We start from the raw sequence: 22,410 nt of genomic DNA, 5'->3' as shown, positions 1-22,410 counted from the left end.
CGTCAGTCCTTCGGCCGAACGTCGCGGGCGACGCCGTCCAGTGCGGCGTTGACGAACTTGGCCTCGGCCTCGTCGAAGAAGGCCTTTGCCAGCTCGACGTATTCGTCGATTACGATCTCCCTGGGCACCTTCGGACGCTCCATCAGCTCCCAGGCCCCGCAGCGCAGAAGCGCGCGCAACGTGGCGTCCAGCCGCTCCAGCCGCCAGTTCGACGCCAGACGCGCCTTCACCGCAGTGTCAATGCCGCGCTGGCTGGTGACCACGCCGCGCACGATCTCGGCGAACCAGTCCTCGTCGGCTTCGGCCAGCATCTCGCCCTCGATCTGGGCGTCGAAGCGGTGGTTCTCGAACTCTGAGATGACGGTCTCGACCCCCTCCCCGGCCAGCTCCATCTGGTAGAGCGCCTGCACGGCCGCCAGGCGCGCTACGGTCCGGGCCCGGCGCTGGCGGCTGGTCAGTTGCGGCTCGGCGCGCGCGGCTTCGGCCTCGGCCAGTTGCTCCAGGACGGACGCAATGGAGTTGGGGGACGCGGGCTCGCTCATCCGTGCAGCCCTAGGCGCAAACGGCGCTTGAGTTCAATCAGGTCCATGCAGGCGCGCGCCGCCCCGCCACCCTTGTCGCCCTCGCTAAGCCGCGCACGAGCCCAGGCCTGGGCCTCGTCCTCGACGGTCAGGACGCCGTTGCCGATGATCAGCCCGCGCGTGCCCAGCGTCATGATGCCGGCCGCCGACTGATCCGACACGATCTCGAAGTGATAGGTCTCGCCGCGGATGACGACGCCCAGCGCGACATAGCCGTCGTAGCGCGGCGCGGTCGGGAACTTGCCGGCCTCTTCGGCGAGCGCGATGGCCGGCGGGATCTCCAGCGCGCCCGGCACGGTGACGACGTCGAAGGTCGCCCCGCGCGCCTTCAGCGCGTCCTTGGCGCCCTCCAGCAGGGCGTCGGCCAGGTCGTCATAGAAGCGCGCCTCGACGATGAGGACGCGGGGAGCTTCGGTCAGGATGGGTCTTCTCCGTCCATGGTGCGCCAGCCGACGATGTTGAGGCCGTATCCCTCGATCGCGGCAGGCTCGGGTCGGCTGGAGCTCATCACGATCATGTCACGCACGCCGAGATCCAGAAGGATCTGCGCGCCGACGCCGTAGTTTCGCAAGGATCGGTCGATGGCCACGGGCTTGTCCGCGCCGGAGAGCCGCTCGGCCAGACCCTGAAGGGTCGGGTCGCGCAGGAATACGACGACGCCGGCTCCGTCATGATCGGTGATCGTCTTCAGGGCGTTGGGAATGTAGCTTTGACGCGCCTCGACATGGCCCAGCAGGTCGGCGGCGAAATCGACCTGATGCATGCGTACCAGGGTCGGCTTGCCCGGCTCGATCTTGCCGTGGATCAGAGCGACGTGCTCGGCCCCCTCGATGGTGTTCCGATAGAGCATCAGGCGGAACGGCCCGCCGTGGACGCTCTCGAACGGGGTATCCATCACGCGCTCGACGAACCGCTCGGTGCGGCGGCGATAGGCGATCAGATCGGCGATGGTGCCGATCTTCAAGCCATGCAGCTGGGCGAAGGCGATCAGGTCCGGCAGGCGCGCCATGGTGCCGTCGTCGTTCATGATCTCGCAGATCACGCCGGCGGGCGTCAGACCGGCCATGCGGCTGATGTCGACCGCGGCCTCCGTGTGGCCGGTGCGGACCAGGACGCCGCCGTCGCGCGCGACCAGCGGGAAGACGTGGCCCGGCGATACGATGTCGTCGGCCCCCTTCATCGGATCGACCGCGACCTGGATGGTGCGGGCGCGATCCGCCGCGCTGATGCCGGTCGTGACCCCTTCCCTCGCCTCGATCGAGACGGTGAAGGCTGTGCCCATGCTGGTGCGGTTCTCGGCGGCCATGGGCGGCAGGCGCAACGAGCGGGCCCGCTCGGACGTAATGGCCAGGCAGATCAGGCCCCGCGCGTGGCGGGCCATGAAGTTGATCTGGTCGGGCGTGGCGAACTGGGCCGGGATGATGACGTCGCCCTCGTTCTCCCGGTCCTCGGCGTCGACCAGGATGTAGGGGCGACCGTTGCGGGCGTCCTCCAGGATGTCCTCGATCGGGCTGATCGGACTGTCGGTCTGGCTGGCTACGAGGTGCATCACGCGGTCTCCTGCCACCGGGCGAGGTATCTGGCCAGCATGTCGATCTCCAGATTGACCGCGTCGCCGACCTGGAGCTGGCCCAGCGTCGTGGCCTCCCAGGTGTGCGGGATGATGTTCAGGCCGAAGCGGCGGCCCTCGACGCTGTTGACCGTCAGGGACACGCCGTCGACCGTGATCGACCCCTTGGCGGCGATGAAGCGATGCAGCGGCTCGGGCGCCTCGATGACGATGCGGTGCGATCCGCCCTCCGGCGTGATCTCGACCACCCGCCCCAGGCCGTCGACGTGGCCGGAGACGATGTGGCCGCCCAGTTCATCCCCAACTCGCGTCGCTCGCTCAAGGTTGACTTTCGTCCCGGCCGTCCAGGCGCCCAGCGTGGTCTTCGACAGGGTCTCGCCCGACACCTCGACCGCGAACCAGCCGGGTTCCTTTTCCACGACGGTCAGGCAGACGCCGGAATGGCTGACGGAGGCGCCCAGCTCGATGCCCGACGTATCCCACGCCGTCTCGATCTCATAGCGCCGATCGCGCGCCGTCTGAGCGACCGCGCGGACGCGGCCGATGTCGGTGATGATGCCGGTGAACATCTCAGGATCGCCTTTCGTAGCGTTCCCACAGGTCGTCACCCAGAACCTCGACCGCAAGTCTGCGATACTGCGGCGCATGCGCCAGCCGTGCGAGGTTCAGCGCCGCCACGCCCGGCCGACCATCGCCGCCCAGCAGGATCGGCGCCCGGAACCACTCGATGGCGTCGACCAGACCGGCCGAGACGAAGCAGGCCGCGACCCGACCTCCTCCCTCGATCATCAGGCTCTTCACGCCGCGTCCCGCCAGCGTCTCGACCACGGCTTCGACGCTGGGCCGCTTGTTCTGGTCGCCCGAGACGCGAACGACCTCCGCCGGGCCGATCTGCATCGGATCGCGGGTGGTCAAGATCAAGGTCCCCACCGCTGCGATCCGCGCGAAGGACGGCGTCCTCAGCTTGCTGTCCAGCACGACCCGCAGCGGCTGCTTCGCCTCCAGTTCGGGCTCCTCGGGCAACCGGACGGTCAGACGCGGATCGTCGGCCAGCACCGTCTCGACGCCGACCAGAACCGCGTCGTGCGCCGCGCGCAGCCGGTGGCCCTGCGCCCGTGACTCCGGCCCCGTGATCCACTGGCTCTCGCCCGTGGACGTGCCGATGCGGCCGTCCAGCGACGTCGCGACCTTCCAAGTGATCCGCATCAGCCCCGCGACGCCCCCGGATCGTCGTCCAAACCCTCGTCGCCAAGGAAGCGGGCGAAGTCGCCGGTGGCGCGGAAGTCCTTGTAGACCGAGGCGTAACGGACATAGGCCACCTCATCGACGCCCTTCAGCGCCTTCATGATGAAGTCGCCGACGACGCTGGACGGGATCTCCGTCTCGCCCAGGCTCTCAAGCTGGCGCACGATGCGCGACACCATCTGCTCGACCTGTTCGGGCTGAATGGGCCGCTTGCGCAGGGCGATGGCGAGCGACCGCTCCAGCTTGTCGCGGTCGAACGGCGTGCGCCGACCGTTCCGCTTCAGGATCACAAGCTCGCGCAGCTGCACCCGCTCAAAGGTCGTGAAGCGCCCGCCGCAGTTAGGACAGGACCGGCGACGACGAATGGCCGCGCCGTCGTCCGACGGGCGGCTGTCCTTCACCTGACTGTCCGCGTTGCCGCAGAAGGGGCACTTCATTCAGCGGTCACCCGTAGATCGGGAAGCGCGCCGTCAGCTCGCGCACCTTGCCCGCGACCTCGGCGATCACCGCCGGATCGGCTTCGTCGCCGCCGTTCATCGAGGAGACGACGTCGGCGATCCAGTGGCCGACCTGCTGGAACTCGGCCACGCCGAAGCCCCGCGTCGTGCCCGCCGGCGTTCCCAGGCGCACGCCGGACGTCACGGTGAAGGGCGCGGTGTCGAACGGCACGCCGTTCTTGTTGCAGGTCATCAGGGCGTGCTCGAGCTGCAGCTCGGTCGCCTTGCCGGTCACGCCCTTGGGCCGCAGGTCGACCAGCATCAGGTGGCTGTCGGTGCCGCCCGAGACGATGGCCAGCCCGCGCTCGACCAGCACGGCCGCCAGGGCCTGGGCGTTCTTCACAACCTGCCCGGCATAGGCCTTGAACTCGGGCTTCAGCGCCTCGCCGAAGGCCACGGCCTTGGCGGCGATGACGTGCTCCAGCGGCCCGCCCTGCAGGCCGGGGAAGACCGCCGAGTTGATCTTCTTGCCCAGCTCCGGGTCGTTGGACAGGATCAGCCCGCCGCGCGGACCGCGCAGGGTCTTGTGCGTCGTCGTCGTCACGACGTGGGCGTGGGGCACCGGGTTCGGATAGACGCCGCCGGCGACAAGACCGGCATAGTGGGCCATGTCGACCATGAGCCAGGCGCCCACGCTGTCGGCGATCTCGCGGAACCGCTTGAAGTCGATGTGTCGACTGTAAGCGGATGCGCCCGCGACGATCAGCTTGGGTTTCTCTTGTTGCGCCATCTCGGCGACGTGGTCGTAGTCAATGAGGTGATCGTCCTCGCGCACCTTGTAGGTCACTGGCCGGAACCACTTGCCCGACTGGTTGGCCGGGCTGCCGTGCGTCAGGTGCCCGCCCGCCGCCAGATCCATGCCCAGGAAGGTGTCGCCGGGCTGCAGCAGGGCGAAGAACACCGCCTGGTTCGCCTGCGCGCCCGAGTGCGGTTGCACATTGGCGAAGGCCGCGCCGAACAGCTGTTTCGCCCGCTCTCGCGCCAGGTCCTCGGTGACGTCCACGTATTCGCAGCCGCCGTAATAGCGCCGGCCCGGATAGCCCTCGGCGTATTTGTTCGTCAGGACCGACCCTTGCGCCTCCAGCACCGCGCGCGAGACGATGTTCTCGGACGCGATCAGCTCGATCTGCTCCTGCTGGCGGTGCAGCTCCCCCTTGATGGCGGCGGCCATGTCCGGATCGGCCTGATCCAGACCGCGCGAAAAATAGGCATCGTGGATGAAATGGGCTGTCACGGGCGGCGTCCGGGCTGAACTGGCGGGAGGCGCGCAATCTAGGCCCGACGCCCCGCCGCCACAACATCTTGTGTCAGGATGCGGCGACCAGACGCCGAAGCTTGGCTATGGCGAGGCGTTCGACGGCTTTGGGCTCGTGGACGGGGCCGACCGCAGACGCCTCCAGACCCGTGGCCGAATGGATGGCCGTGACCTTGAGGAAGGCGCCGTTGCGGGTCGCCTCGAGGATGACCTCGCCGAGGTCGTCCGCCGTCACGCCGCCGCCGGCATCCGGGCGACGTTGCAGTGGGTCCAGAGCTTGTCCATCGCCTGGACGAGCGCGTCCATCATGCCGTCGTCGTGGTCGGGAGAGGGCGTGAAGCGCAGGCGCTCGGTGCCCTTGGGCACGGTCGGATAGTTGATCGGCTGGACGTAGATGCCGTGGTCTTCCAGCAGCATGTCCGAGATCATCTTGGTGTGGACCGGATCGCCGACGAACACCGGGACGATGTGGCTCTCGGACGGCATGACCGGGATGCCCGCCTCGGCGAAACGGCGCTTCAGCGTCGCCGCCCGCTCCTGATGCGCCTCGCGCAGCTCGGGATGAGCCTTCAGGTGCCGCACCGACGCCAGGGCCCCGGCCGTCAGGGCCGGCGGCAGGCTGGTGGTGAAGATGAAGCCCGCGGCCCAGCTGCGCACCGCGTCCACGATCACGGCGTCGGCGGCGATGTAGCCGCCCATCACGCCGATGGCCTTGCCCAGAGTGCATTCGATGATGTCGATGTCGGCCAGCACGCCGTCGCGCTCGGCCACGCCCGCCCCGGTCGCGCCGTACAGGCCCACGGCGTGGACCTCGTCGAGGTACGTCATGGCCCCGTACTTGCGGGCCAGAGCGATCGTGCCCTTCAGGTCGGCGATGTCGCCGTCCATCGAATAGACGCTCTCGAAGGCGATCAGCTTGGGCGCATCGGCCGGCGCGGCCGCCAGCAGCGATTCGAGGTGCGCCAGGTCGTTGTGCAGGAAGACGTGCCGCTCGCAGCCGCCGTTGCGGATGCCGGCGATCATCGAGGCGTGGTTCAGGCTGTCCGAGAAGATGATCAGGCCCGGCAGGATGCGCTGGAGCGTCGTCAGCGTCGCCTCATTGGCCACATAGCCCGAGGTGAACAACAGGCTGGCTTCCTTCTGATGCCAGGCGGCCAGTTCGGCCTCGAGGTCCACCGCCGAGCGCGTCGTGCCCGAGATGTTGCGCGTGCCGCCGGCGCCGGCACCGGCCTCAGCCACTTCGGCCTGCATGGCTTCGACCACGACGGGGTGCTGACCCATGCCGAGGTAGTCGTTGGAGCACCAGATCACGACGTCCTGCTCGGACCCGTCCGGACGACGACGCACCGCGCGCGGAAACTGGCCGCGCACGCGCTTCAGGTCGGCGAAGACGCGGTAGCGGCCTTCGTTCCTGACCTGGTCGACGGCGTTCTGAAAGGCGGCCTTATAGTCGAACAAAACGGCGCTTCTTCTGCTTATCTGACTGTGGCCGGTATCTGCGCCGATGAGGCCAGAAAGTCCACACGCCGGGCAAGGCGAAAACGTCGCAAGACCTTAATTGATAACGGTTCTCATTACGCCTTGGGCAGGTCTTCGAGGCGTCCACGCAGCATCTGAAGGATGCCCGAGAAGTCCCGCCCGCCGTAGCCGAGGCGGTCGAATAGCTGGAACAGCGCCTCGGTCTGCGCCCCCAGCGGGGTCGAGGCGCCGGCTTTGGCCGCCGCGTCCTGCGCGAGCTTGAGATCCTTCAGCATCATGGCCGTGGCGAAACCGCCGTCATAGTCGCGATTCGACGGCGCGGTCGGCACCGGGCCTGGCCAGGGGTAGTAGGTCGTGACGCTCCAGCTCTGGCCCGACGACTTGGCCACGATGTCGAACATCTTGACCGGGTCGAGCCCCAGCTTTTCCGCCAAAGCGATGGCCTCGCAGGTGCCGAGCATGGTGATGCCCAGGATCATGTTGTTGCAGATCTTGGCCGCCTGCCCCGCCCCGTGGTCGCCCGCCCGGAAGGTCGCCCGGCTCATAGGCTCCAGCGCCGCCTGGATGCGCGGGAAATCGCCCTCGTCGCAGCCCACCATGAAGGCCAGGGTGCCCGCGTCTGCCGCCATCGTTCCGCCCGACACCGGAGCGTCGGCGAAGGCATAGCCCGCGTCACGCGCGAGCCCCGCGACCTTCCTCGCCGTGTCCACGTCGATGGTGGAGCAGTCCAGCAGCAGGGCCGACGTCGGGGCCGCCCCGATCACTTGCTCCGAATAGACCTTCAGCACATGCGGCCCGGCGGGCAGCATGGTGATGACAACCTCAGCGTCCTTGACCGCTTCCGCCACCGAGCCCACCGGCGTGCAGCCCGCCGCCCTCGCCCGCTCCAGAGCGGCCTCCGACAGGTCGAAGGCCGAGACCTGATGACCCGCCTTGGCCTGGTTGGCGGCCATGCCGCCGCCCATGTTGCCGAGGCCGATGAAGGCGATCTTGCGAGCGGTCATGAGGCGTCTCCCGAAGTGTTCTGATTTTCGCTCCGGTTAGACCCTCGGCTCCGCGCTCGCCAGCCCCGTCAGGCGGGTTTCCTGAACCTCAGCATGAACTGATCGGTCTGGCCCCGGATGCCGGCGTCGAAGACGTTGGCGGTGCGGGGGTCGGCGGGACGCGCCAGGATGTCGCTCTGGGCGTCCAGCACGAAGCCGGCCGCCTCGACCTCGCGTCGCACGTCGGCGATGTCGATGCGGTGTAGGCTGTCCGCCACGCCCAGCCCCGCGCCAGGCTGCGCCGAGTGGTCGACGATGACGTAGAGACCGCCCGGCTTCAGCGCCGCGAACACCGCAGCATTGACCTTGGCCGCCGTGTCGTCGGGGAACGGCGCGAGGTGCAGGTCGTGGTAGTTCTGGGCCGTGAACACCAGGTCCAGTCCTTGCGGGAAGTCGGGCGCGCCGATCGGCGAGCGGATGGCGGTGACGTTCTCGTGCGCCTCGTCGACCGTGGTCAGGCTCTCGCCATAGCTGGCCTGGAAGGCGATGAATTCGGCCGGCTGCCAGGCGACGACAGAACCGGCGTCACCCACCGCAGCGGCGAACAAGCGGGTGAAATAGCCCCCGCCGATGATCATGTCGGCGATCTTCTGGCCGGGCTCCACCTGGGCGAAAGCCAAGGTCTCCGCCGCCTTGCGGCCCTCGTCGCGCGCTCGGTCGGCGACGAGGCGATCCGGGCTGGCCAGCACCTGAGCATAGGCCGAGGCGTCCTGCGCCGGTTCGGCGAAGCCCGACATGCTGAATAACACCGCCGCTGACGCGGCGGCCACGAGGGAACGGTTGAACGCGAGACGCATCGGATCCTCCACCGCGCCCGCACGGCGCACAGCGAGCCTACGCTCGTGCGCCACTGTCGTCATCGCAACAGAAGCAACCTGTCGCCGATTTCATGATACCCATTCCGCTTTCCAGCGGAGCTTCAAATGGCCCAGCTTGTCGTCACCTATGGCGTCCCGTCCGAACCGGCGGCGTTCGACCGCCACTACAGCGAAATCCACGTTCCCTTGGCACGCGCGATCCCGGGCCTGCGTCGGTTCGAGACGACGCGCGGGCCAGTGCTGACGCCCGAGGGTCCCTCGGACGTCCATATGATCGCCACCCTGCATTTCGACACGCTGGGCGACATCGCCGCCGCCTTCGCCAGCCCGGAAGGTCAGGCGGCGGCCGCAGACGTTCCGAACTTCGCCAGCGGCGGCGCGTCGATGCTGATGTTCGACACTGTCGAGCTTTAGACGGGTTTCCTGAAGCGATAGACGAATTGGTCCGTACGCCCCCGTATCGCCTCGTCGAAGACGTTGATCGTCCGGTCGTCATCCGGATTGCGCAGAGCGTCGCTTTCGGCCTCGAAGACGAAGCCTGCCGCCTCGACCTCGGCCTTCAGGAAGTCGCCGTCGATGCGGTGCAGCGTCTGAACCTCGGTCGCGCCTGTTCCCGCCCGACCGGAGTGGTCGATGACGACATAGACGCCGCCGGGCTTGAGCGCGTCGAACACGGCCCGGTTCATGCGGGCGACGTCGGTGTTGAAGCCGGGGATGTGGAAGTCGTGATACTCCTGGACCATGAAGACCGCGTCGAGCGGCTCCGGGAAGGTCATGGCGTCCAGGGCGCCCGACAGCGGCGTCACGTTCGGGAAGGCGGCCGCGAGGGCTTCGGCCAGCGGGGTTTCACGCGTCGCCGTGCGCGTCGGGACGAAGGCGTAGACCCGGCCGGTCTCGCCGATGGCGGGGGCGAACAGTCTCGTGAAATAGCCTTCCTCTGGGCGGATGTCGGCGATGCGCTGGCCCGGCTGGACCTCTCCGAAGGCCAGCATCTCGGCGGGCTTGCGCAGGCCGTCGCGGGCCACATCCTCGGCCGGACGCCGGGAGTCGGCGACGGCGGTTGCGATGTGGGGCGCCGCCGCGTCCTGGGTCGAAAGCGCGACGACCGCCGTCGAGGCCGCGGCCGTCGTGATAAGCGCCAGGGCAAGCGCGACCAGGCCGGTTCGTTTCAGCATGAGCAGTCTCCGTATGGACGCGGCAGCTACGCCCGCGATCGTCCAGGGACGCAAGCCTCAAATCAGCGGCGACCATTCCTCATCGGGCGGCAGAGGCGCGAACAGGGCGTCTACAGCGGCGTCCGACACGTCCTCCAACGAGGCCGGCGACCACTGCGGCGCATTGTCCTTGTCGACGATGACGGCCCGGACGCCCTCCTGAAAGTCGTGGGTCCGAACGATCCGCCCGCCCAGCCGGTACTCCATCGCCATGACCTCGGCGAACTCCGTCATGCGCCGACCGACCCGAAGCTGGCGCAACGTGACATTCAGCGACTGGGGGGACTTGGTCCGAAGGGTCGTCAACTGGTGCAGAGCCCAGTCCGATCCGTCGGTTTCGAGGGCGTCGAAGATCGCTTCGACCGAGTTGTGGGCGAACAGCCGGTCGATTGCCTCCCGGTGCGCGGCAAGAGAGGGCGGACCCGCTTCACCAGCATGGCGACTCGCTGCGTCAGTCTGTCCGGCTAAGACCGCGGCCTTCAGAGCTTCCACCCGCTCGGTCGGAACGAAGTGAGTGTGGATGCCGAGCGCTACGGTATCGGCCGCTTTCAGTCGCGCTCCGGTCAGGGCCAGCCAGGTCCCCGTCTCGCCGGGAAGGCGAGGGAGGAACCAGCCGCCGCCAACGTCTGGGAAGAGCCCGATGCCGGTCTCGGGCATGGCGTAGGTGGTCCGCTCGGTGGCGATACGCACATCAGTCGGCTCCGAGATGCCGACGCCGCCGCCCATGACGATGCCGTCCACGACGGCCGTGATGGGCTTGGGATAGACGAACATGAGGTGGTTCAGCCGATACTCGGCATGGAAGAAGGCCTTGGCTTCGCGGGCATCCCCTGCCCCGCTCTCGGCGATCATGCGGATATCGCCTCCAGCGCAGAAGCCGCGCTCGCCGGCGTGGTCCAGAAGCACGCTCTCGACCGCCGGATCATCGCGCCAGGCCAGCAAGGCCTCGGTCATGGCCTGACACATGGCGAGGTTCAGGGCATGGAGCGCCTTGGGCCGGTTCAGGGTGATGCGGCCGACGCGGCCTTCGATGCGGGTCAGGACTTCGGCTTCGCTCATGGCGCGGCGAATAGCCCGCCCCCCGCCGAAAAGAAAAGCCCGGCGCGGACGCCGGGCCGAAAGTCGGTGATGGTGGGTGTCCTCGAAGAGAACACGCCCTTGGTCGAGCGAATTGGTTAACCAGGCGTCTCCAGGACCGCCGCGGGAAACCAGGTGACCTGACGCGCGCCGTCGGGCGCGGTCCAGACCAGCCGCCAGCCGCCATTCACCACGCTCAGGCCGTCGGGCCCATCGGCGGATAATGCGGGATCGAAACCCTGCCCGTTGACCCGGATGGATCCCGGCAATCCCGCGGGCGCTGCGGTCCAGCGGCCGCTGCGGTCGGCTGTGACGTCCCGAGCGACGCCGGCTTCGATCCGCACCGAGGCGCCCGCCTCTGCGCGTCCGCTCAGGATCATCGCACGGCCGTCGGCATCGACGGCGTCCAGCGGCGGGGCCGGGTCGAAGCGCTGCGTCGCAGCGCCCGCGCTGACGAAGGCGATCGGTCCGCCGGAGCTGGACGTCACCAGCAATCGGCCGGGCGCGAGGTATCGTGCTTGTCCCGCTTGAACCTCAAGCTGATAAAGCGTCGGCCGGTCCGGGTCGGGCATGACAAGGCGGAACCCGCCTCGGTCATCGGCGGCCACGGCGAACTGCTGACCGTTCGGATCGCTGACGACGACGCGACCTCCCGGAGACGCCGTTCCGGACAGCGTCAGCGATCCAGACGCCACGCTGGCCGTCTGGATGACGGGCGGCGTGACCCAGGCGGTTTCGATCGAGCCCTCGGCTTGTTGCGACGAGGGGTGCTCGCCGCAGGCCGCCGCCGCCAGCCCGAAGGCGACCACCGCGCCGATCCATCGTTTCATCGCTCGCGCCATCTCTGTATGACCCGCTTCCGGATAGCGCGACAGCGGTCGCCTGTCCCCTGTTTCGCACCGAGGTTTCATGTCGCCCGCCCATCCCTCCATCCAACCGTTCGACGGCCCGTCGGTCTGTCTGTTCTGCGGGTCGTCGGACGCCGCTGATCCGATCTACACCCGGGCCGCACGGGACTTCGGACGAGCGGCCGCTCAGGCGGGTTGGCGGCTGGTTTATGGCGGCGGTGGCGTGGGGCTGATGGGGGCTTCAGCCCGGGCGGCGCATGAGGCCGGCGGGCGCGTGCTGGGCGTCATGCCCGAGTTCCTGCGCAGCCGGGAACGGCTGTTCGACGAGGTCGAGACCCTGGTCGTGCAGACCATGCATGAGCGCAAGCAGATCATGTACGACCAGTCCGACGCCTTCGTCGTCGCCCCGGGCGGCATCGGCACCCTGGAAGAGGTGGTCGAGTTGCTGAGCTGGAAGCGCCTGGACCTCCACGGCAAGCCCATCGTCTTCCTGAACATCGGCGGCTTTTGGGACACCTTCTTCGCCCTGATGCAGCACAGCGTCGAGACCGGCTTCACGCCCGCCGCCTTCCTCAACGCCTGGGTCGTCAGCGACACGGTGGATGGCGCGATCGAAGCCTTGGGTGTGAGCGCGGGCACGGCCGCCTTGCAATATGATCAGCGATAAGTGATCGTCGTTCATCACGGCGTGGTTTAGTCCGTCTTTTTTGACTACGCGCCTTGACAGTTTTCAAACGCGACGCACTATGTCGTTCGGCCGACCTGGCCATCATCCTCTTCGGAGTCTCCCCATGCGCTCTGTCCTTTCCATCGCCGCCCTCTGCCTCGCCCTCGCCGCTCCGGCTCTCGCCCAGACGCCGACCGGCACGCGCCTGACGCTGACCGACGCGGCCAATGCCCCGACCCGCTCCGTGATCGTCGACGGCGCCAGCTGGCGTTGTGAAGGCGCGACCTGCACGGCCTCGGGCGGCGCCAACCAGCCCGCGCCTCGCGCCTGCCGCCGCGTGGTCGCGCGCCTCGGCGCCGTCAGCGAGTTCACCTGGCGCGGAACGGCCCTGACGGCGGAACAACTGGCCGCCTGCAACGCCTGATCTGATTTTCTGGAGGGCGGCGCGTCCGCCCTCCTCAGGCCGTCTCGCCCTTGAGACGGCGCACGATCCGCTCATGCCCGATCAGGGGAACAAGCGTCGCCATGTCCGGTCCGCGCTCCTGCCCTGTCAGGATGTGGCGCAGCGGCATGAACAGGGCCTTGCCCTTGGCGCCCGTGTGCGCCTTGACCGCCTCGGTCCACGCGGCCCAGACACCGGCGTCGATCGTCTCGGGCAGAACGTCCAGCGCGGCCGCCGCGAAGCCCGCATCCTCCACGATCGGCGTCACCGGCCCGGTGACCATACGGCTGAGACCCACGATGTCGCCGAAGCGGTTGAGATTCGGCCGCAGGGCATCCCAAACGGCCTCGCCCAAATCGCATCCGAGCGCCGCCAGCCGGGGTCGGGCCACGGCGTAGGGCATGGCGTGCAGCGCCTGGGCGTTCAGCCTGTCCAGGTCGTCGGTGTCGTAGCGGGCGGGCGAGCGGCCCATCTTGTCGAAGCTGAAGCCCGCGCCGAGGGCCTCAAGGCTCTTGGCGACCTCCAGCGCGTCCGACGTTCCGATCTTGCCCAGGTGGCTGGTGATGGCCAGCGGCTCATAGCCCTGGTCGCGCATCTCCGCGACCGACAGCGAACCCAGGCGCTTGGACAGCGCCGCCCCGTCCGCGCCGACCAACAAGGGCATGTGGGCGAACCGCGGCGTGGCCGAACCCAGACCGGCGGCGATCAGCGCCTCGAAGATCTCGATCTGGGCGCCGGTGTTGGTGGTGTGGTCCTCGCCCCGGATGACGTGGGTGATGCCCATGTCCAGATCGTCGACCACCGACGGCAGCGTATAGAGGTAAAGGCCGTCCTCGCGGATCAGGACCGGGTCGGACATGGAGGCCGTGTCGACTTCCACATGACCCTTGGCCAGATCCTCCCAGGCCACACGCTGGCCGTCCAGCTTGAAGCGCCAGTGCGGCTTGCGGCCTTCGGCCTCCAGCGCGGCGCGGTCGGCATCGGTCAGGGCCAGAGCGGCGCGGTCATAGATCGGCGGCAGGCCGCGCGACAGCTGCACCTTGCGACGACGGTCCAGTTCCTCGGCGGTTTCGTAGGCCGGGTAGAGCCGCCCCGCCGCCTTCAGCCGCTCTGCGGCGGCATGATAGCGGTCGAAGCGCTTCGATTGATTGTGCCGTTCGTCCCAAATCAGGCCGAGCCAGGTCAGGTCCTCCTCGATCCCGCGCTCGTACTCCGGCGTGGAACGGGCCAAGTCAGTGTCGTCGATGCGCAGCACGAACTGCCCGCCCTGCCCCTTGGCGAACAGCCAGTTGACCAGCGCCGTGCGAACGTTGCCGACGTGGAGCTTGCCGGTGGGAGACGGGGCGAAACGGACCTTGACGGACATGGGGAGGCGCGACCTTGGACAGCGAGGCGCGTAGGTCGTCTCCCCGCCCCCTCAAGTCAAGCCGCAGCCTCTCGCGCGTCGCCTCTGCTTTTCGGCTTCCAACGCAAGGATCTTGCGGCATAAGGCGGCGATGACCGCCACCGCCAGCCTGACGATCGACCTCGACGCCCTCGCGCACAACTTCCATGCGCTCGAGGCCGCCATCGGCGTGCCGGTCCACCCGGTCGTGAAGGCGGACGCCTATGGCCTGGGCGCGACCCGCGTCGCGCAGCGTCTGATGGCCGAGGGCGCGCGGACCTTCTTCGTCGCGCGGCTGGCCGAGGGCTTGAAGCTGCGGCAGGCGCTCGGAGTCGCGCCCGTCATCTACGTCCTGGACGGATGCGCTGGCGACAGCGCGTCGGCTCTGCGGGATGCCGACCTCCGACCGGTGCTGAACCATGGCGATCAGCTGGTCGCCTGGAGATCCTCCGGCGGTGGCGCCTGTGGGCTGCAGATCGACACCGGCATGAACCGGCTGGGCTTTCGTCCAGAGGACGCGCCCACGGCCTTCGACGGCCTCGAGTTGGTCATGAGCCACCTGGCCTGCGCGGACGATCCGGCCAGCGCCATGAACGCGCGCCAGCGGGACGCCTTCGCCGCGATCGCTGCGCGCTATCCCGGCGTCACCCGGTCCTTTGCGAACTCGGGAGGCTGCTTCCTAGGCCGGGACTACGGCTTCGACGCGGCGCGGCCCGGCAACTGCCTCTATGGCGGCGGTCCGGAGGGACGGCCGGACGAACGCCTGCGGCCCGTCGCCACCTTCGCGGCTCAGGTGCTGCAGATCCGCGATGTCCCGGCGGGCGAGAGCGTCGGCTATTCGCGCGGTTTCGTCGCCGAAACGCCGAGCCACATCGCCACCTGCGGGGCGGGCTATGCGGACGGCGTGCTGCGCAGTCAGAGCCAGGTCGGCCAGGTCTGGGCGGCCGGAGCCCTTCGACCCGTGCTGGGCAGGGTCTCGATGGACGTCATCGCCGTCGATGTGACCGGAGCCGACATCGCGGTCGGCGACACTGTGGAGCTGTTCGGCGCCAACCGCCTGCTCGACGACGCGGCGGCTACGGCCGGCACGATCGGCTACGAGCTGCTGACGTCTGTGACGGCCCGCGTCCCGCGACTGTATCGCTGAGCGAGCGCACTTGCGGTGACGGGACGCGGCCGTAAAGTCCGCCGCGTTCAGGATGGAGTTCCACATGCGTTCGATCGCCCTCGCCGCCCTTTTGGCCACGCTTCCCGCAGTCGCCGCCGCGCAGACGGCGTCGGTGGAACAACCGCTGCTGCATGAGGTGGTGGACCAGGTCGAGGCCGACCGGATGCGCGCCGACATCACCGCCCTCGTCGGCTTCGGCACGCGCCACACCATGTCGGAAACCCAGTCCGAGACACGCGGCATCGGTGCAGCCCGGCGCTGGACGGAGCGCGAGTTCCGCCGGATCTCGGCCGAGTGCGGCGGCTGCCTGGAAATCGCCCTGCCTGCCGACACCGTGACGGGGCCGCGCATCCCGACACCGACCGAGATCGTCAATGTCGTCGCTATCCAGCGTGGAACGACGGATCCGAACCGGGTCGTCGTCATCTCCGGCCACATCGACAGCCGCGTCAGCGACGTGATGAACTTCACCGACGACGCGCCCGGCGCCAACGACGACGCCTCGGGTGTCGCGGCCGTGCTGGAGGCGGCGCGTGTCCTGTCGAAACACCGGTTCGACGCCACTCTGGTCTACGCCGTCCTGTCGGGAGAGGAGCAGGGTCTGTTCGGCGGCCGCATCCTGGCGGACTACGCCCGCGCCCAGGGCTGGGTGGTCGAGGCCAATCTGAACAACGACATCGTCGGCAACTCCGAGGGATCTTCGGGTGTGCGCGACACCACCCGCGTCCGCGTCTTCTCCGAAGGCACCAAGACGGTGGAGACCGAGGAGCAGGAAGCCCGGCGACGCTACAACGGCGGCGAGGTCGACAGTTCGTCGCGCAACCTGGCGCGCTACATCGACGGGATCGCCGATCGCTATCTGGCCAACTTCGACGTCGACATGATCTATCGCACCGACCGGTTCGGCCGAGGCGGCGACCAGGTCGAGATGCTGCGCGCCGGTTTCCCGGCCGTCCGCATCTCGGAAGGGGCCGAGCACTATGACCGCCAGCACCAGGACCTGCGCACCGAGAACGGCCGCGCTTACGGCGACACCATCGAGGGGATTGACTTCGACTACCTGACCCAAGTGGCGCGACTGAACATCGCGACTATGGCGTCCTTGGGCAACGCCCCGATGGTTCCGGCCGACGTGGCCATCGAGGGCGCCGTGCGGCCGGACACGACCCTGCGCTGGTCCGCGGTCCCCGGTGCGGCCGGGTATCGGGTCTGGTGGCGATCGACCACGTCGCCACAGTGGACCTACAGCCGGTCGGCCGGCGCTGCGACCAGCCTGGTCCTGGAGGGCATCCCGATCGACGACTACTTTTTCGGCGTGTCGGCGATTTCCGAGGACGGCTACGAGAGCCCGGTCGTCTTCCCTGGTCCGGCGGGCGCCTTCGTGTCTGTCGGAGATCCGGCTCCCGCCGCGAACTGATCCATGTCCGACGCCGACGGTCGCGTGCGCGCGGCCATCCTGATCTCTGGAGCCGGCTCGAACATGACCGCGCTGATCGAGGCCGCACGTCGGCCGGAGAGCGCGTACTCCGTGGCGCTCGTGGTCTCGAACAATCCCGACGCCGGGGGCCTCGCCCTGGCTGCCGCCCAGGGCGTGGAGACGATCGCCATCGATCATCGGCCGTTCGGGAAGGACCGGACGGCGCACGAGGCGGCGGTCCAGGTCGAGCTGGAGCGGCGCCGGGTCGAGGTGGTGGCTCTGGCCGGCTACATGCGGCTGCTGACGCCGTGGCTGGTCAGTCGCTGGGAGGGCCGGATGCTGAACATCCACCCCAGCCTGCTGCCGCTCTATCCGGGTCTGGACACCCATTCGCGCGCCATCGCGGCGGGCGACGCCGAGGCGGGGTGTACGGTCCATCTCGTCACCGAAGGCGTGGACGAAGGTCCCATCCTCGACCAGGCCCGCGTCCCCATCCTGCCCGACGACACGCCGGCGTCGCTCGCGCAGAGGGTCCTGGCCGCCGAGCACGGCCTCTATCCCAAGGCGCTCGACGCCTTCTGCGCCCGCATTAGAAGTTTGTAATCCAGCCGAATTCCGAGCGACATCGGTCGAGGCCGGAGTCAGTGTGCCGCCCGATCTACTCGGGGGTTCGCCATGACCAGACTTCGCCTTCTCGCCTGCGCCGCCGGAGCCGCGCTCCTCATCGCCCAACCTGCGTTGGCCCAGACCCAGCCGCTCGCGGTCGAGATCCCGTCCGAGGATCAGGCCGAGATCGGCGTCTTCGGCTTCGATCTGAACGGCATGGACACGACGGTCCGCCCGGGCGCCGACTTCAACCGATACGCCAATGGGACGTGGCTGGCCAATACGCCGATCCCGGCCGACCGGGCCTCCTATGGCCAGTTCCACGTTCTGGCCGATCGGTCCGAGGCCAATCTGCGCGCCATCATTGAGGAGAGCGCCGCCAATCCGAGCCGTAGCCCCGAGGCCGCGCGCATCGGCGCCTTCTATGCCAGTTTCATGGACGAGGCGGGCGTCGAACGCCTGGGCGCCTCGCCTCTGGACGCCGATCTGGCCGAAGTTCGCGCCGCCGATACGCATGAGAAGATGGCCGCCTTGATGGGCCGGACTCACGCCGGCTTGGGCGTCAGCCTGTTTGGCGTGAACATCTTCGAGGACCTGCGCACGCCCAGCCAGATGTCGGCCTATGTCGCCCAGGGCGGGCTGGGCATGCCGAACCGGGACTACTATCTGCAGGACAGCTTCGCGCCGCAGAAAGCTGCGTACCGGACGTACATCGAGCGCGCCCTGACCCTGGGCGGCTGGGACGATCCCGCCGCGTCGGCCGACGCCATCCTGGCCTTCGAGACGCGCATCGCCCAGGAGCACTGGACCCAGGTCGAGAGCCGCCAGCTCGACAAGATCTACAATCCGATGACGGTCGCTCAGCTGACCACGGACGCGCCCGGCTTCGACTGGGCGGGGTGGGCCGAGGGCGCGTCGGTCGGCGACGTCGAGACCTTCGTCGCCATGAACAACACGGCGCTTCCCGGCATGGCGCGGGTCTATGCCGACACGCCGATCGAGACGCTGCAGGCCTGGCAGGCCTTCCACACGATCCATCAGGCCGCGCCCTATCTTTCGGACGCCTTTGTCGACGCCCGTTTCGAGTTCGTCGGCCGCGCCTTGAGCGGGCAGGAGGAGCAGCGGCCCCGCTGGAAGCGCGGCGTGGCCCTGGTCGACGGGTCGCTGGGCGAGGCTTTGGGCCGCGAGTACGTCGCGCGGCATTTTCCGGCCGAGTCCAAGGCCCAGATGGAGGAGCTGGTCGCCAATCTGCGGGCCGCCATGACCCGGCGGATCGAGGCGCTCGACTGGATGAGCGACGAGACCAAGCAGCAGGCGCTCTACAAGATGAGCCGGTTCGGGGTGAAGATCGGCTATCCGGACGAGTGGCGCAGCTATGACGGGCTGGAGATGGTCCCGGGCGATCTCTACGGCAACGTCGAGCGCTCGACCGCCTTCGAGTGGGCCTACAACGTCGCCAAGCTGGACCGCCCGGTGAACCCGCTGGAGTGGAACATGACGCCCCAGACGGTGAACGCCTATTACAACCCGCCGCGAAACGAGATCGTCTTCCCGGCGGCGATCCTGCAGGCGCCGTTCTTCGATCCGCGCGCGGACCCGGCGGTGAACTACGGCGGCATCGGCGCGGTGATCGGCCACGAGATCACGCACGGCTTCGACGATCAGGGGCGCAAGACAGACGGTGACGGCGTGCTGCGCGACTGGTGGACGGCCGAGGACGCAGCGCGGTTCACCGAGCGGGCGGCGGTGCTGGGGGCGCAGTATGCGGCGCTGAGCCCGATCGAGGGCGCGACCGTGAATGGCGACCTGACGATGGGCGAGAACATCGCCGATCTGGGCGGGCTCCTCCTGGCGTTGGACGCTTACCGAATGTCGCTGAACGGGCAACCGGCCCCGGTGCTGAACGGCTTCACGGGCGAGCAGCGGGTGTTCCTGGGCTGGGCGCAGGTGTGGCGCTCGAATGCGCGCGACGAGTACCTGCGCAATCAGGTGACGGTCGATCCGCACGCCCCGGAGCAGTATCGGGCGGGCGTGACGCCCCGCAATATCGACGCCTGGTATGCCGCGTTTGGCGTGCAGCCGGGCGACGAGCAGTACATCGCGCCGGAGGCCCGCGCCCGCATCTGGTGAGGCGGACGGCCGTTGGACGAGGAAGGGCCCCGGATCGATCCGGGGCCCTTCTTTGTTTGCGCTAACGCTCGGCTCGCGGAGCCGGGCGGCTTCAGCGCGGCTTAGCCGACGATCTGGTCCTCGGTGAAGAACTGCTCGATCTCGATCTTGGCGTTGTCCAGCGAGTCCGAGCCGTGGACCGAATTCTCGCCGATCGAGAGGGCGAATTGCTTGCGGATGGTGCCCTCGGCGGCCTGTTCCGGGTTGGTGGCGCCCATGACTTCGCGGTAGCGGGCCACGGCGTTGTCGCCTTCCAGCACCTGGACGACGACCGGTTCGGCGGTCATCTGCTCGACCAGCTCGCCGTAGAAGGGGCGCTCGGAATGCACCGCGTAGAACTTCTGCGCCTGCTCGGTCGTCAGCTTGACGCGGCGTTGGGCGACGATGCGCAGGCCCGCGCCTTCGATGACGGCGTTGATCGCGCCGGTCAGGTTGCGGCGGGTCGCGTCGGGCTTGATGATCGAAAAGGTGCGTTCGGCCATGGGAGGTCGTCTTCTTGTTTGGGAGTTTGAGGGTCGCGGGCTTATAGACGCGGCCCTCCCGCGTTCCAAGCCTCCCTTCTCCTAGTGTCCCTAACGCTCGCGACGCGGTCGCTCGCTGCTTGAGGGACGACCCGAGTTTCCTGCCGCCATGCTCCAGATCACCAACCTGACGTTCAACGCCTGGGGCCGCCAGTTCCTGGACGACGCCTCCGTCAGCCTGCCGCCGGGAGCCAAGGTCGGGCTGGTTGGGCGAAACGGCATCGGCAAGTCGACGCTGTTCAAGCTCATCCTGGGCGAACTGGCCGGGAACGGCGACGAGGTCAGCCTGCCCAAGACCGCCCGCATCGGCTCGGTCGATCAGGAGCATCCGGCCACGCCCGTCAGCGTCATCGAGACGATCCTGGAGGCCGACGTCGAACGTCACGCCCTGCTGACCCGGCTGGAGACCGCCGAGCCGGAGGAGATGGGCGAGATCTGGGGCCGGCTGATCGAGATCGACGCCGACGGCGCGCCCAGCCGCGCGGCCGAGATCCTGGCGGGCCTCGGTTTCAGCCATGACGATCAGCAGCGGCCGATGTCGCACTTCTCGGGCGGCTGGCGGATGCGCGTGGCCTTGGCGGCGGCCCTGTTCGCCCAGCCGGACATGCTGCTGCTGGACGAGCCGACCAACTACCTCGACCTGGAAGGGGCGCTGTGGCTGGAAGCGCGGCTGAAGAAGTATCCGGCGACGGCGCTGATCATCTCCCACGACCGGGAGATGCTGAACGAGGTCTGCACCCACATCCTGCACCTCTCGAACCGCAAGCTGACACTCTACACGGGCAACTACGACACCTTCGAAAAGACCCGCGCCGAGAAGCTGCGCCTGATGGCGGCGACACAGGCCAAGCAGGAGGCCGAGCGGGCGCACCTGCAGAAGTTCATCGACCGCTTCAAGGCCAAGGCGTCCAAGGCCACCCAGGCCCAGTCGCGCGTCAAGAAGCTGGAGAAGATGGAGCGGATCGAGCTGCCGCCGGACGAGCGGGTCGCGCCCTTCGTCCTGCCCTCCCCGCCCCGGCCGCTGGCCCCGCCCCTTATCCGGCTCGAGCAGGCCAATGTCGGCTATGAGGAGGGCAAGCCGATCCTGCGGCGGCTGAACCTGCGCATGGACCTGGACGACCGGATCGGCCTCTTGGGCGTCAACGGCGCGGGCAAGTCGACCTTCGCCAAGATGATCGCCGGGGCGCTGAACGTTCAGGCGGGCGAGCTGCACCGGGATCGCAAGATGAAGGTCGGCTGGTTCCACCAGCATCAGATCGAGGCGATGGACCCGACCGACACGCCGCTGGAGATCATCCGCCGAGCCATGCCGGATGCGTCGGAGTCGAGCAGCCGCAGCCGCCTGGCCCAGTTCGGCCTGCCGTTCGAGAAGCAGGAGACCAAGGTCGAGGCTCTGTCGGGCGGCGAGCGGGCGCGGCTGCTGCTGAACATGGTGGCGATGGATGCGCCGCACGTCCTGATCCTGGACGAGCCGACCAATCACCTGGACATCGACAGCCGCCGAGCCCTGCTGGACGCGCTGAACGAGTATACGGGCGCAGTGATCCTGATCACTCACGACCGGTCGCTGATGGAGCTGGTGGCGGACCGGCTGTGGCTGGCGGCGGACGGGACGGTGCAGCCGTTCGAGGGCGACATGGACGACTATGCCAGGTTCGTCCTGGACCGGGCCAAGGCGGCGGCGGTGCGGCCGAGCCAGGTGAAGAACGAAACACCGGCAGCGGCCAGCGAAACCGGCCCTCAAGCAGAGAGCGCCCGCGGCGCGAACGATAGGGCCAACAAGAAATCCGGTCCGTCGCCGTCGACGCTGCGTCATGCGGCGAAGAAGGCGGAGGAGCGCGTCACGGCCCTGACCGCCGAGATCGCCCGGCTGGACGACGACCTGGCGAATGCGGCGGTGTCGAATCCGAAAGCGCTGGAGGGGCTGACGCGGGCGCGGGCGAAGGCCCAGGCCGATCTGGACGCGGCGGAGGCCGCCTGGCTGGACGCCGAGGAGGCTCTGGCCGAGCTGGTGTGATCGGACACGCGCAGACGCTCTTCCGCTGTGAACGGGTGGGAAGGGCGGGCGGAGCAGCCGGGCCTTCGCCCGGAGACCGTATGGAATGTTGTTTCGGCGAAAGACGACTGCTCCGCGCGATTGGTCTGATCGGAAGCGGACGGCCCCGCGTCGTTCCCGCGCGACTGCCCGGGGACCAACGGCCCTGTTAGAGCCTTGCCGCTACTGACGCCTCCGGCGGGAAGGTCGGCGTGCTTGCGAAAGCCGATCCCCTGAACGCGGCGAGTCTTCTGCTCGCCGCCTTTTTGGTGGGCTACCGCCTGGAACGCGGTTCCAGGCTACTTGAGCCCGAGACCCTCGCTCCTGACAGTGAACCCACGCCACCCCCTTGATCCGGACGCCGAATGACCGCT

At 68.4% G+C, this 22,410-nt stretch carries 24 protein-coding genes; 8 read left to right on the top strand and 16 right to left on the bottom strand.

Going from position 1 to position 22,410, the window contains the following annotated elements; translation table 11 throughout:
* Positions 1-2: 2 nt before the first annotated feature.
* The 11 genes from nusB to Q333_RS0107280 all read right to left on the bottom strand — a co-directional run bounded on the left by nusB (position 3) and on the right by Q333_RS0107280 (position 8,467).
* Positions 3-542 (bottom strand): transcription antitermination factor NusB, encoded by a 540-nt coding sequence (gene nusB, locus Q333_RS0107330; RefSeq protein WP_084175848.1) that lies wholly within the window; start codon positions 540-542, stop codon positions 3-5.
* A complete protein-coding gene (gene ribH, locus Q333_RS0107325; RefSeq protein ID WP_084175845.1) occupies positions 539-1,000 on the bottom strand; it encodes a 6,7-dimethyl-8-ribityllumazine synthase in 462 nt (153 codons plus the stop codon). Before ribH ends, nusB begins: the two co-directional genes overlap by 4 nt.
* Complete coding sequence (ribB, locus tag Q333_RS0107320) at positions 997-2,130, bottom strand: 3,4-dihydroxy-2-butanone-4-phosphate synthase (RefSeq protein ID WP_029416099.1); 1,134 nt, start codon at positions 2,128-2,130, stop codon at positions 997-999. The genes ribH and ribB overlap by 4 nt, the downstream gene beginning before the upstream one ends.
* Positions 2,130-2,720 (bottom strand): riboflavin synthase, encoded by a 591-nt coding sequence (locus Q333_RS0107315; RefSeq protein ID WP_029416098.1) that lies wholly within the window; start codon positions 2,718-2,720, stop codon positions 2,130-2,132. The genes ribB and Q333_RS0107315 overlap by 1 nt, the downstream gene beginning before the upstream one ends.
* A 1-nt stretch (position 2,721) precedes the next feature.
* Complete coding sequence (locus tag Q333_RS0107310; RefSeq protein WP_029416097.1) at positions 2,722-3,357, bottom strand: RibD family protein; 636 nt, start codon at positions 3,355-3,357, stop codon at positions 2,722-2,724.
* Complete coding sequence (gene nrdR / locus Q333_RS0107305; protein WP_029416096.1) at positions 3,357-3,833, bottom strand: transcriptional regulator NrdR; 477 nt, start codon at positions 3,831-3,833, stop codon at positions 3,357-3,359. The genes Q333_RS0107310 and nrdR overlap by 1 nt, the downstream gene beginning before the upstream one ends.
* Before the next feature lie 7 nt (positions 3,834-3,840).
* Entirely contained in the window at positions 3,841-5,112 is a 1,272-nt protein-coding gene (gene glyA, locus Q333_RS0107300) for a serine hydroxymethyltransferase (RefSeq protein WP_407059716.1), read from the bottom strand.
* Between the two features lie 88 nt (positions 5,113-5,200).
* Positions 5,201-5,383, bottom strand: coding sequence for a DUF6898 family protein (locus Q333_RS0107295; protein ID WP_029416094.1), 183 nt, complete (start codon positions 5,381-5,383; stop codon positions 5,201-5,203).
* Positions 5,380-6,606: a 5-aminolevulinate synthase gene (gene hemA, locus Q333_RS0107290; protein ID WP_029416093.1), complete on the bottom strand. Its 1,227-nt coding sequence runs from the start codon at positions 6,604-6,606 to the stop codon at positions 5,380-5,382. The genes Q333_RS0107295 and hemA overlap by 4 nt, the downstream gene beginning before the upstream one ends.
* A 116-nt stretch (positions 6,607-6,722) precedes the next feature.
* Positions 6,723-7,631 (bottom strand): 3-hydroxyisobutyrate dehydrogenase, encoded by a 909-nt coding sequence (mmsB, locus tag Q333_RS0107285; RefSeq protein WP_029416092.1) that lies wholly within the window; start codon positions 7,629-7,631, stop codon positions 6,723-6,725.
* Between the two features lie 68 nt (positions 7,632-7,699).
* Positions 7,700-8,467, bottom strand: a complete 768-nt coding sequence (locus tag Q333_RS0107280; protein WP_029416091.1) for a class I SAM-dependent methyltransferase — start codon at positions 8,465-8,467, stop codon at positions 7,700-7,702.
* Between the two features lie 126 nt (positions 8,468-8,593).
* Here Q333_RS0107280 and Q333_RS0107275 point away from each other — a divergent pair, with 126 nt between their 5' ends.
* Positions 8,594-8,902: an EthD family reductase gene (locus Q333_RS0107275; protein ID WP_029416090.1), complete on the top strand. Its 309-nt coding sequence runs from the start codon at positions 8,594-8,596 to the stop codon at positions 8,900-8,902.
* On the opposite strand, the gene Q333_RS0107270 is transcribed toward Q333_RS0107275, so the two are convergent.
* The 3 genes from Q333_RS0107270 to Q333_RS16930 form a co-directional block, all read right to left on the bottom strand.
* Positions 8,899-9,663 (bottom strand): class I SAM-dependent methyltransferase, encoded by a 765-nt coding sequence (locus tag Q333_RS0107270; protein ID WP_029416089.1) that lies wholly within the window; start codon positions 9,661-9,663, stop codon positions 8,899-8,901. The two genes, Q333_RS0107275 and Q333_RS0107270, sit on opposite strands and share 4 nt — an antisense overlap.
* 57 nt (positions 9,664-9,720) lie before the next feature.
* Complete coding sequence (locus Q333_RS0107265; RefSeq protein WP_029416088.1) at positions 9,721-10,761, bottom strand: enoyl-CoA hydratase/isomerase family protein; 1,041 nt, start codon at positions 10,759-10,761, stop codon at positions 9,721-9,723.
* A gap of 116 nt (positions 10,762-10,877) precedes the next feature.
* A complete protein-coding gene (locus Q333_RS16930; RefSeq protein ID WP_051651187.1) occupies positions 10,878-11,609 on the bottom strand; it encodes a hypothetical protein in 732 nt (243 codons plus the stop codon).
* Between the two features lie 79 nt (positions 11,610-11,688).
* Between Q333_RS16930 and Q333_RS0107255 the strand changes: the two genes are divergently transcribed.
* Together Q333_RS0107255 and Q333_RS0107250 are read left to right on the top strand one after the other, a co-directional pair.
* Positions 11,689-12,294 (top strand): LOG family protein, encoded by a 606-nt coding sequence (locus Q333_RS0107255; RefSeq protein WP_029416086.1) that lies wholly within the window; start codon positions 11,689-11,691, stop codon positions 12,292-12,294.
* A gap of 124 nt (positions 12,295-12,418) precedes the next feature.
* On the top strand, positions 12,419-12,718 hold the full coding sequence (locus Q333_RS0107250; RefSeq protein ID WP_029416085.1) for a CC_3452 family protein: 300 nt from the start codon (positions 12,419-12,421) through the stop codon (positions 12,716-12,718).
* 34 nt (positions 12,719-12,752) lie between these two features.
* Here the strand turns inward: Q333_RS0107250 and gltX are convergent, their stop codons facing one another.
* Complete coding sequence (gene gltX / locus Q333_RS0107245; RefSeq protein ID WP_029416084.1) at positions 12,753-14,102, bottom strand: glutamate--tRNA ligase; 1,350 nt, start codon at positions 14,100-14,102, stop codon at positions 12,753-12,755.
* A gap of 130 nt (positions 14,103-14,232) precedes the next feature.
* Here gltX and alr point away from each other — a divergent pair, with 130 nt between their 5' ends.
* The 4 genes from alr to Q333_RS0107225 all read left to right on the top strand — a co-directional run bounded on the left by alr (position 14,233) and on the right by Q333_RS0107225 (position 19,441).
* Positions 14,233-15,267, top strand: coding sequence for an alanine racemase (gene alr, locus Q333_RS0107240; protein WP_029416083.1), 1,035 nt, complete (start codon positions 14,233-14,235; stop codon positions 15,265-15,267).
* Between the two features lie 64 nt (positions 15,268-15,331).
* Entirely contained in the window at positions 15,332-16,705 is a 1,374-nt protein-coding gene (locus Q333_RS0107235) for a M28 family peptidase (protein ID WP_029416082.1), read from the top strand.
* 3 nt (positions 16,706-16,708) lie between these two features.
* The gene (gene purN / locus Q333_RS0107230) at positions 16,709-17,308 is read left to right on the top strand and encodes a phosphoribosylglycinamide formyltransferase (RefSeq protein ID WP_029416081.1); all 600 of its coding nucleotides are present in this window, start codon (positions 16,709-16,711) and stop codon (positions 17,306-17,308) included.
* A 72-nt stretch (positions 17,309-17,380) separates the two neighbouring features.
* Complete coding sequence (locus Q333_RS0107225) at positions 17,381-19,441, top strand: M13 family metallopeptidase (RefSeq protein WP_029416080.1); 2,061 nt, start codon at positions 17,381-17,383, stop codon at positions 19,439-19,441.
* Between the two features lie 101 nt (positions 19,442-19,542).
* Here the strand turns inward: Q333_RS0107225 and ndk are convergent, their stop codons facing one another.
* Positions 19,543-19,962 carry a nucleoside-diphosphate kinase gene (gene ndk / locus Q333_RS0107220; protein WP_029416079.1) on the bottom strand — a complete coding sequence of 140 codons (420 nt, stop codon included), beginning with the start codon at positions 19,960-19,962 and terminating at the stop codon, positions 19,543-19,545.
* A 148-nt stretch (positions 19,963-20,110) separates the two neighbouring features.
* Between ndk and Q333_RS0107215 the strand changes: the two genes are divergently transcribed.
* Complete coding sequence (locus tag Q333_RS0107215) at positions 20,111-22,018, top strand: ABC-F family ATP-binding cassette domain-containing protein (protein ID WP_029416078.1); 1,908 nt, start codon at positions 20,111-20,113, stop codon at positions 22,016-22,018.
* Positions 22,019-22,410 lie beyond the last annotated feature (392 nt).

This window comes from Brevundimonas bacteroides DSM 4726, assembly GCF_000701445.1.
Lineage (GTDB): Bacteria > Pseudomonadota > Alphaproteobacteria > Caulobacterales > Caulobacteraceae > Brevundimonas > Brevundimonas bacteroides.
Note: the sequence above shows the minus strand (reverse complement) of the source record. Positions and strands in the feature narration are given on the sequence as shown.